Below are 8,830 nucleotides of genomic sequence, written 5' to 3' on the forward strand. Positions count from 1 at the left end.
CTCGCGCTCTGGCCCGCGCTCGCGGGGCGCCGCGGCGCGACCGGCGTCCTGCGGCCGGCCGTCACCGTGGGCGCCTCGGTGGTGCTCGCGGGGCTGCTCGGCACGTTCGTCGTCGAGCTGCAGCGCGGCGGCGACCTCACCGGCCTCACCGAGCGGGCGGTGGCCGGTGCTCAGGCGGTGTGGCCGCTGGTGGTCGTCGTCGCCCTGCGCCGTCAGCCGAGCCGCTCGACGAGGATGTCGAACGCCTGGTCCCAGCCGTCGTAGACGTCCTCGTCACCGGCCTGACCGCCGTAGCCGTCCAGGTGGAACGTCATGCGCGTCTGCGCCCCGAGGTCGTCGAACGTGACCGTGATCAGCGGCGCGTGCGCCTGCGTGTCCCCCGGATCGGTCCACGTGAAGCTGAGCCGCTCGGGCTCGACGACCTCGCGGTACACGCCGCCGCTCGGATAGGTGCTGCCGTCCGGCGCGACCATCGTGTAGCGGTACGAGCCGCCCGGGCGCACGTCGAGCTCGACAGAGTCCCGCGGCGTGACGATCCCGCGCGGGTGCCACCAGGCCGCAGCCTCGTCGGGGTCGGTCCACGCGCGCCAGACCTGCGCCCGCGGGGCGTCGAAGGTGCGCGTGATGGTGAAGCTCTTCTTCTCCGTCTCAAGCATGATCGGTCTCTCCTCGTGTCGTCCGGAGCCTCTCGTCCAGCAGGTCGAACCGCTCCTCCCACAGGCGTCGGTGGCTGTCCACCCACGTCGCGACCTCGTCGAGCGGCTCGGTGCGCAGTGCGCAGGTGCGCCACTGTGCGGTCACCGTCCGCTCGATCAGCCCGGCGTCCTCGAGCACCCGCAGGTGCTGCGAGACGGCGGACCGGCTCATGGCGAACGGCGCAGCCACGTCCCCGGCGGTCGCCGGGCCGTGCTGGAGGTGCGTGAGGATCGCGCGCCTCGTGGGGTCCGCCAGTGCGGCGAACACGACGCTCAACGCGTCCCTGGCTGGCATGTGAGCAACTCCTTAATTAAGGAACGTCTTCAACGTACGCTCCCGCCACAGGACCGTCAACCCGTCTAGCGTGGTCGGCATGGGAATCGTGCGGGTCAGCTCGTCGGTGTCGCTCGACGGGTTCAGCGCCGGCCCCGACGTGTCACGGGACGCACCCATGGGCGTGGGCGGCGGACGGCTGCACCGCTGGCTCTTCCCGGCCGGCGGCGGCGAGGTCGGCGGCGCCGACGCCGAGGTGTCCGCGCAGCTCCGTGCCCGCACCGGGGCGGTCGTCGTCGGGCGGCGGACCTACGACATCGGCGTCGACCTGTGGGGCGACACCCCGTTCCCGGTCCCGACGTTCGTCGTCACGCACCGCGCGCACGCACCGCGCCCGATGACCAGCGCGACCTTCACGTTCGTCACCGACGGCGTCGCGAGCGCGGTCGCGCAGGCGGTGGCCGCCGCGGGCGACCGTGACGTGCTGGTCATGGGCGGCGCCGAGGTGGTCCGGCAGGCGCTCGCCGCCGGGGTCATCGACGAGGTGACCCTCAACGTGGTTCCCGTGCTCCTGCACGGCGGGAGCCGGCTGCTCGACGTCGCCAGCGACCGGCACACCGAGCTCCACCGCACCGGCCTCGTCGCCACCGACGAGGCGACGCACCTCACCTTCCGCATCGCGCGCTGACGCGGGGGGTCAGCCCCGGCTGATCGCCCGGGCGATCCGCTCGGCGTCGAGCCCCAGCTCACGGAACATGCCGCTGATCGGGTTGGTGTACCCGGTGAAGTACAGCCCCGGCGCCGAGTGCGACGTGCGCGGGCCGTGCACCCGGGGCAGACCGCGGTCGTCGAGCAGGTCCAGGTGACCGACCAGCGGCTCGAGCCCGCGCCGGTACCCGGTCGCCGCGATGATCACCTCGGGGGTGATCCGCGAGCCGTCGGCGAGCACGACCGCCCCGTCGTCGACGGACTGCACGGCCGCGACCGGCTCGACGAGACCCGCCTGCACCGCCGCGATCAGGCCCACGTCCTGCAGGGGCACCGAGCCCTCCCGCACCCGCGAGTACAGCCCGGTGGCCGGTCGGGGCAGCCCGTGCGCGGACAGGTCAGGGACCTCGACGCGCGCGACCGCGGACGCGATGCGGTCGACCACCGGGACCGGCAGGTGCCGCACCACGATCCCCGTGCCCTGCGCCGGCCAGCCGAGGTTCGACCTCCGGACGATGTGCGGAGGGGTCCGGACCGCCAGCCGCACCCGCGAGGCACCACCCTCGGTCAGGTCGACGGCGATCTCCGCGCCGGTGTTGCCCGCACCCACGACGAGCACGTCCCGACCGCGGTACGGCTCCGGGTTCCGGTACGCCGACGCGTGCAGCAGCTCGCCGTCGAACGTCTCGACGCCGGGCCACCGCGGCGGGACCGGCGTGTGGTTGTACCCGGTGGCCACGACGACGCGCGACCCGCTGAACGACTCCCCCGCCACCGTGCCGAGCACCCAGCGTCCGTAGCCCGCCCGCCCGACGCGCGTCACCTCGATCCCGGGCCGCACCTCGATCCGGTGGTGCGCGGTGTACTGCTCCAGGTAGCGCACGACGTCGCTGCGGGCCACCCACCGGCCGTACTCGCGCGGGATCGGCAGCCCGGGCAGGCTCGACCAGCGGCGGGTCGTGTGCAGGTGGAGCCGCTCGTAGTGGCCCCGCCAGGAGGTGCCGACGTCGCCGGACCGCTCGAGCACGAGCGCCGCGACGCCGCGCCGGCGCAGAGCCGCGGCGACGGCGAGCCCGCCCGGCCCGGCACCGATGACGAGGACGGCCGCGTTGCCCATGGCTCTTCCTACCGCCTTTTCGGACACGCGTCCAAGACCTAGCCGCGCTCCAGCAGGGTGAGGACCTCGTAGTGCGTGGTCTGCGGGAACATGTCGAGCACCTGGGCGCGGCGCGGCCGCAGCGAGGGCATCGCCGCCAGGTCCCGGGCCAGCGACACGGCGTTGCAGCTGGAGTAGACGACGTGCTGCACGTCCGACGCCTCCAGCCAGCGGCCCAGCGCGTCGCCGATCCCGCGTCGGGGCGGGTTGACGATGACGAGCTCCGGTGCCGTGACGGCGCCCAGGGCGAACGCGGTGGCGTCTCCGGCCGCGAACCGCACCCCGGGGCGTCCGTGCGCGCTGAGCGTGGCGCTGGCGACCGCCTCGACGCTCGTCTCGATGCCGACCACGTCCCGGCCGGGTGCGGCGACGTGCAGCGCGAACCCGCCGACCCCGCAGTACAGGTCCCACACCGACGCCGGCGCGAGCTCCTCCACCCACGCGGTCGCGTGCCGGTAGAGCGCGGCGGCCACCTCGGTGTTCGTCTGGAAGAAGCTCTGGGGGCGCAGGTGCAGGTCGATCCCGTTGACGCGCATCCGCAGGGTCTCGGTCGCCGTGAGCAGGATCTCCCGGGCCCCCTCGAGCACGGCCCTGTGGTCGGGCAGGAGGTTCACCGAGACCACCCTCAGCTGCGGCAGCACCTCGAGCAGGGCGGGCAGGTGCTTGCGGATGCGGGCCACCGGCTCCTGCGAGCGCAGCACGAACCGGACCATGAGCTCGCCGTCCGGCGACTGGGTGACCAGCAGGTTCTTCAGCTCGCCGGTGCGCGCCGGCACGTCGTAGGGCGTGAGGTTCGCCAGTGTGACGAACGCGGCGAGGGCGGGGAACGCCACGGCCAACGACGAGGGGTAGAGGCCGCAGCCCTGCAGGTCGACCCCCCGGCCGCCCGCGTCCAGGATGCCCAGCGTGGGGTGCTCGGCCGTGCCGCCGACGACCATCTTCGCCTTGTTGCGGTACCCCGACTCGCGGCCGCTGACGGGGGCCAGCCACTGCAGGTCGGCCCGCTCGCCGAGCAGGTCCGCGCAGTGCCGCTCCTTGTCCGCGACCTGCTCGCCGTGCGGGCGCCCCATCCAGGTGCAGGAGCGGCAGACCCCGGCATCGAAGTAGTCGCACCGCATGCGCCGGAGCCTACGTGTCGAAGGGCTCCAGCAGACCGCGCACGTACGAGGCCTGGCCGGCGTGCTGGAGGCTGTCGCCGACGATGCTCACCAGCCGCACACCCAGGGTCACCGGGGGGTCCCACCGCTCGTCGACCACCCGGTCGAGGTCACCCGGCGTCAGCCGGCCCAGGTAGGACTCGGTCGCGGCCGCCACCGCGCGGTAGTAGCCGAGCAGCAGGTCACCCGGTGCGCGGACCCGTCCCACCTCGTCGGCGGTGTGCCCGTAGCCGGTGGCGGACGGGTCGAGCGGGAGCCCGAACCGGTCCGCCCAGCCCTGGGCGGTCCACACCTGCTCGGTCCCCGCCACGTCGGCCACCTGCGCGTCCTGCCCGCGTCCGGCGTGCCAGGCCAGCCAGGCGATCGAGTTGGCGTCCGGGTAGGGCCGCAGGGCCAGCTGGTCCTCGGTCAACCCGTCGACCGCGCGGTCCAGCACCCCCTCGACGCGTCCGAACGACTCGATCAGCAGTGCGGCGACATCCATCCCTCGACGCTACGTCGCGCGTGGGTGGCACGCGCGACGATGGCCCGATGGAGTTCGACGCCCCCCTGTGGCTCTGGAGCGCGCGACGCACCGACGCCTGGACCTTCGTCAGCCTGCCGACCGCGCTCGCCGACGAGGTGCTGGACCTCGTCGGCGACAGCGCGCGCGGGTTCGGGTCGGTGCGCGTCGAGGTGAGGGTCGGTGGCACGACCTGGCGGACCTCGATCTTCCCCTCGACGGACACGTACGTGCTGCCCGTGAAGAAGGCGGTCCGCCAGGCCGAGCACCTGGACGTCGGTGACACCGTGCACGTGCACCTGGCGCTCGTGGACGTCTAGACGAGGTCCGCCAGCATCGCCGCGGCCCGCGCCGCGCCGTCCGTGGCGACCGGCCGGTACCGCACGTCGCGGCTGGCCTCCTTCACGATCGCCTCCGCGAGCGCGTCCGGGTCGGTCGCGTCCTCGTACGCCAGGTGCCGACCCGCCTCGTACCGGTCGAGCCGCTTGCGCACGTGCAGGTTCTGCTCGAAGTGGTGGCGCAGCGGCACGTACACGAACGGCTTGTTCAGTGCGGTGAGCTCCATGGTCGTGGTGAGCCCGCCCTGCACGACCGCCACGTCGCACGCCGCGAGGTACCGGAACAGGTCGGGCACGTAGCCCAGCACGGTGGACCCCTCCCAGGCGGGGAGCGAGTCCGGATCGATCCGCGGGCCGGTGACGAAGGCGAACCGAAGCTCGGGCGCGAGCTGGCGGACCAGCGGCACGACGTCCATGACCCGGCGCAGCAGCGAGGTCCCGACGCCGGACCCGCCGACCGTCACCAGGCAGAGCTTCTCCCCGGCCCCGACGCCCAGCGACGCGCGCAGCTGCTCGGTCCCCTCCAGCTGCGCGGGGTCGAACCCCGTGACGTAGCCGGCGAAGTCGAAGTTCTCCTGCGTCCACGTGCGGATGCTGGGCAGCCCAGGCCCGAAGTCGTCCTCGACGACGTCGTCGGGGTCACCGACGAACACCGACCGGTCCCGCACGCGGGAGAACCGGGCGCGCTGCTCGATCATCTCCGCGTTGTAGTCCGCGGTCAGCGCCGCCTCGCGCGGTCCGCCGTCGGGCATCGGCAGCCAGCCGACGAAGTCCGTCATCCACGCGAACGAGAACCGCTTGAGCTCGGGGTTCTCGTGCAGGAAGTAGTCGACGTCCCACGCCTCGTCGCCGATCACCAGGTCGTAGCCGCCGTCGGCCACCACCTCGTCGAACACCATGAAGTTGTGGACCAGGAGCTCGTCCATCCGGCGGATGGCCTGGAACGCGTGCAGGTCGTGCTCACCGGCCTCGTGCTCGATGTGCCCCGACTCGTTGCGCAGCCACGCCGACGCGGGGTGCACCCGCTCCCCGTGCTGGGTGAGCACCCGGGTCACGGGGTTCTGGGCCAGCCAGTCGATCTCCAGCCCGGGCCGCCGGGCGCGCAGCTCGGCGGCGATGGCGACGTCACGCTGGGCGTGGCCGAGGCCGATCGGCGAGGAGAGGTACAGCGCGCGCGGTGGTCGGCGGGAGGCCCGCACCCACCTCCGGCGGGGAACCGGGGGCGCGAAGCGGTCGACGAACTGCGCGATCAGGTGGTTCACCTGCACGGGGTCACGCGCGGACGGTCCGTGGCCGGCGTGCTCGAGCACCACCAGCTCCCCGCCGGTGAGCTCGGCCAGCTTCTCGCCGAAGGCCAGCGGCCGGATCCGGTCGTCGCTGCCGTGCACGACGAGCACCGGGCACATGACCCGCCGGGCCAGCGGCGCGACGGGCTCGCAGACCGCGCCGTCGCACCCGAGCCGCCCTGCGGTGGTGTCCGACAGGGTCTCCGGGGCGATCTCGTGGGCCCACCCGACGGCGTCCTCGATCTGCTTGGTCGAGTGCGGCTCCGAGAACATCCTTCGGAAGAAGAACTCGGTGAAGTCGTCGTAGCCGCCGCCCAGCCAGTAGTGCTTGTTGTACTTGGCCCAGCCCTCGGTGGTGTCCAGCGGCTCGTCGAAGGGCACGTGGTCCCGTCCTGGCGTGGCCACGTCGAGCCCGCACGACGGCGCGATGGCCAGGATCCCGAGCACCCGGTCCGGGTCCCCCGCAGCCACGTGGACCGCCCAGGACGCCCCGCACGACTCGGTGACCAGCACCGCGCGGTCCGTCCCGGTGGCGTCCAGCACCGCGAGGATGTCGTCCGCGTACTGCCGGTCCGTGTACGCCTCGGCGCCCTCCGGCCGGCCCGAGCGACCGCTGCCGCGGCCGTCGAACGTGATCACCCGGTAGTGCCGGGCCAGGAAGCCGATCTGGGCCTTCCAGAACCGCGAGGGCACGATCGACCAGGTGGGGACCAGCACGACGGTCAGCGGGTGCTCCTGGTGGAACACCTCGTAGGCCAGCTCGACGCCGTCGCGCACGGTGACGCCGACCACGTCGGGGTCGGCAGACCTGCTCGGGTGGGTGCCCACCCGAGCAGTGTCCGCCTGGAGGCGATCCCGAGTCACGGGCGTACCTCGAACACGTTGTTGAACGGCGTGTGCGCGGCGGTGCGGAACGCCGTGAACCCGGCGGCCGTGGAGACGTCACGGATCTTGGCCGGCCCGGCCTGGGTGCCGAGCGCCAGCCCCACGTCCTGGCTCAGCGACGCGGGCGTGCACAGCAGCGTCGAGAAGCCGTAGTACGCGCGGCCGACGGTGTTGAGGTTGTCCTCGACGCGGTCGCCCGCCATCGGCTCGACCACCATCCACGTGCCGTCCGGCGCGATCGCGTCGCGCACGTGCCGCGCCGCGCCCACCGGGTCACCCATGTCGTGCAGGCAGTCGAACATCGCGACCAGGTCGTACCCCGTCCCGCTGAAGCCGGTGGCCGGGGCGACCTCGAACGAAACCCGGTCGGACACCCCTGCCGCGGCGGCCCGCTCCCGGGCGATCTCGATGGAGGCCGCGTGGTAGTCCGAGCCGACGAACGTCGAGCGCGGGAACGCCTTGGCCAGCAGGATCGTCGACGCGCCGTGCCCGCAGCCGACGTCCGCGACCTTCGCGCCGGCCTCCAGCTTGGCGGTGACCCCCTCGAGCGAGGGGATCCACTCCGTCAGCAGGTGCCCGTTGTACATGGTGCGGAAGAAGCGCTCACAGCCGTGGTGCACGTCGGTGTGGTGCTCGTGCCACCCGAGCCCGTCACCGTCGCGGGCCGCCTGGAAGATGTCGTCGGAGCCGTGCACGGTGCCGAGCGCCAGCTGGAAGAAGCCGGCCAGGTAGGCCGGGCTCGTGGGGTCCGCGAGCGCGACGGCGTGCTCGGCGGGCAGGGTGTATCGGCGCGACTCGGGGTCGTACTCGACGTAGCCGCCGGCGGCCTGGTTGTTCAGCCACTCGCGGGCGTAGTGCTCGCTGGTCGACGTCTGCTCGGCCAGCTCGGCGGGCGTGGTCGGGCGGCCGTCGGCCATCGCCGTGTAGTAGCCCAGCTTGTCGCCCATGACGACCAGGGCGGTGTTCAGGGTGGCGCCGACCTCGTCGACGGCACGGAACACGAAGGCCATGAGCTTGTCGGCGTCGATCGTGCGCTGGGGCAGGGTCTCGGTCATGGGGGTGCGTCTCCTCGAGAGGGTGTCGGATCTGTCGGGTTCGACACTCGCCGTACCGGTGCGGCGATCGCATCAGGGGACCCCCCTGGTGTGCTCCCTAGACTCGGTGGGTGCTGGTCGGCCGCGAGGAGGAACGCCAGGTCATCAGGAAGCTGGTGGCCTCCGCGCGCGTGGGCGAGAGCGGCACCCTGGTGCTCACCGGCGAGGCGGGGATCGGCAAGAGCGCGCTGCTCGAGGACGCCGCCGACGCCGTCACCGAGGCCGGGATGCGGGTGCTGCGAGCTGCCGGGGTGGACGCCGAGCGTGAGGTGCCGTTCGGTGGCCTGCTCCAGCTGCTGCGCCCCGTGCTGGACCACCTCGACGCCATCCCCGCGCCCCAGGCGGAGGCGCTCGGCTCGGCGCTCGCCCTCGTGCCGGGCTCGGGCAGCGAGCGGTTCGCCGTCGGCGCCGCGGTGCTCAGCCTGCTCAGCCGGGTGGCGGAGGACCGCCCGCTCGCGGTGATCGTCGACGACGCGCACCTGCTGGACCCGCCGTCGGCACAGGCCCTGTCGTTCGCGGCCCGACGGCTCACGGCCGACCCGGTGGTGGTGCTGCTCGCGGTGCGCGACGAGACGGCGTCGGTCGTCGGCTCTGCCGGGCTGCCCACGCTCGAGGTGCGCGGACTGGCCGACGCCGACGCGGCGGCGCTGGCCGGGTCGCTGGGCCGTCGCCTGCCGGAGGAGGACCGGACGCGGCTGCTGGCCTCGGCCGGCGGCAACCCGCTCGCCCTGCTGG

The 8,830-nt window shown here is 73.4% G+C and carries 11 protein-coding genes; 4 read left to right on the forward strand and 7 right to left on the reverse strand.

Annotated elements, in window-relative coordinates:
• On the forward strand, positions 1-264 hold a 264-nt coding region (locus RYN42_RS18160), incomplete at its 5' end, for a hypothetical protein (protein WP_315098368.1).
• On the opposite strand, the gene RYN42_RS18165 is transcribed toward RYN42_RS18160, so the two are convergent.
• Entirely contained in the window at positions 213-656 is a 444-nt protein-coding gene (locus RYN42_RS18165; protein WP_315098371.1) for an SRPBCC domain-containing protein, read from the reverse strand. The two genes, RYN42_RS18160 and RYN42_RS18165, sit on opposite strands and share 52 nt — an antisense overlap.
• Complete coding sequence (locus tag RYN42_RS18170) at positions 649-990, reverse strand: metalloregulator ArsR/SmtB family transcription factor (RefSeq protein WP_315098373.1); 342 nt, start codon at positions 988-990, stop codon at positions 649-651. The genes RYN42_RS18165 and RYN42_RS18170 overlap by 8 nt, the downstream gene beginning before the upstream one ends.
• A gap of 79 nt (positions 991-1,069) precedes the next feature.
• Here RYN42_RS18170 and RYN42_RS18175 point away from each other — a divergent pair, with 79 nt between their 5' ends.
• Complete coding sequence (locus tag RYN42_RS18175; RefSeq protein WP_315098376.1) at positions 1,070-1,657, forward strand: dihydrofolate reductase family protein; 588 nt, start codon at positions 1,070-1,072, stop codon at positions 1,655-1,657.
• A 9-nt stretch (positions 1,658-1,666) separates the two neighbouring features.
• On the opposite strand, the gene RYN42_RS18180 is transcribed toward RYN42_RS18175, so the two are convergent.
• From RYN42_RS18180 to RYN42_RS18190, 3 genes are read right to left on the reverse strand one after another with little or no spacing between them, the layout of a single operon-like run.
• Positions 1,667-2,794: an NAD(P)/FAD-dependent oxidoreductase gene (locus RYN42_RS18180; RefSeq protein WP_315098378.1), complete on the reverse strand. Its 1,128-nt coding sequence runs from the start codon at positions 2,792-2,794 to the stop codon at positions 1,667-1,669.
• Between the two features lie 38 nt (positions 2,795-2,832).
• On the reverse strand, positions 2,833-3,951 hold the full coding sequence (gene rlmC / locus RYN42_RS18185; RefSeq protein ID WP_315098379.1) for a 23S rRNA (uracil(747)-C(5))-methyltransferase RlmC: 1,119 nt from the start codon (positions 3,949-3,951) through the stop codon (positions 2,833-2,835).
• Positions 3,952-3,961: 10 nt separating this feature from the next.
• Positions 3,962-4,474, reverse strand: a complete 513-nt coding sequence (locus RYN42_RS18190; RefSeq protein ID WP_315098382.1) for a mycothiol transferase — start codon at positions 4,472-4,474, stop codon at positions 3,962-3,964.
• Between the two features lie 47 nt (positions 4,475-4,521).
• Between RYN42_RS18190 and RYN42_RS18195 the strand changes: the two genes are divergently transcribed.
• Positions 4,522-4,812: a DUF1905 domain-containing protein gene (locus RYN42_RS18195; protein ID WP_315098385.1), complete on the forward strand. Its 291-nt coding sequence runs from the start codon at positions 4,522-4,524 to the stop codon at positions 4,810-4,812.
• Here the strand turns inward: RYN42_RS18195 and RYN42_RS18200 are convergent.
• Both RYN42_RS18200 and RYN42_RS18205 read right to left on the reverse strand, forming a co-directional pair.
• Positions 4,809-6,944, reverse strand: a complete 2,136-nt coding sequence (locus RYN42_RS18200; protein WP_315098388.1) for an alpha/beta fold hydrolase — start codon at positions 6,942-6,944, stop codon at positions 4,809-4,811. The genes RYN42_RS18195 and RYN42_RS18200 overlap by 4 nt on opposite strands.
• A gap of 32 nt (positions 6,945-6,976) precedes the next feature.
• Positions 6,977-8,056, reverse strand: a complete 1,080-nt coding sequence (locus RYN42_RS18205) for a class I SAM-dependent methyltransferase (protein ID WP_315098391.1) — start codon at positions 8,054-8,056, stop codon at positions 6,977-6,979.
• Between the two features lie 110 nt (positions 8,057-8,166).
• On the opposite strand from RYN42_RS18205, the gene RYN42_RS18210 reads away from it, so the two are divergent.
• Positions 8,167-8,830 (forward strand): ATP-binding protein (locus RYN42_RS18210; protein ID WP_315098394.1); only part of this gene is annotated, 664 nt, incomplete at its 3' end.

Source organism: uncultured Cellulomonas sp. (genome assembly GCF_963527515.1).
GTDB lineage: Bacteria > Actinomycetota > Actinomycetes > Actinomycetales > Cellulomonadaceae > Cellulomonas.

Bases quoted from the DNA above. Each gene is read 5' to 3' on its own strand.
- RYN42_RS18165 (WP_315098371.1), bottom strand. From the start codon at position 656: ATGCTTGAGACGGAGAAGAAGAGCTTCACCATCACGCGCACCTTCGAC.
- RYN42_RS18170 (WP_315098373.1), bottom strand. From the start codon at position 990: ATGCCAGCCAGGGACGCGTTGAGCGTCGTGTTCGCCGCACTGGCGGAC.
- RYN42_RS18175 (WP_315098376.1), top strand. From the start codon at position 1,070: ATGGGAATCGTGCGGGTCAGCTCGTCGGTGTCGCTCGACGGGTTCAGC.
- RYN42_RS18180 (WP_315098378.1), bottom strand. From the start codon at position 2,794: ATGGGCAACGCGGCCGTCCTCGTCATCGGTGCCGGGCCGGGCGGGCTC.
- rlmC (WP_315098379.1), bottom strand. From the start codon at position 3,951: ATGCGGTGCGACTACTTCGATGCCGGGGTCTGCCGCTCCTGCACCTGG.
- RYN42_RS18190 (WP_315098382.1), bottom strand. From the start codon at position 4,474: ATGGATGTCGCCGCACTGCTGATCGAGTCGTTCGGACGCGTCGAGGGG.
- RYN42_RS18195 (WP_315098385.1), top strand. From the start codon at position 4,522: ATGGAGTTCGACGCCCCCCTGTGGCTCTGGAGCGCGCGACGCACCGAC.
- RYN42_RS18205 (WP_315098391.1), bottom strand. From the start codon at position 8,056: ATGACCGAGACCCTGCCCCAGCGCACGATCGACGCCGACAAGCTCATG.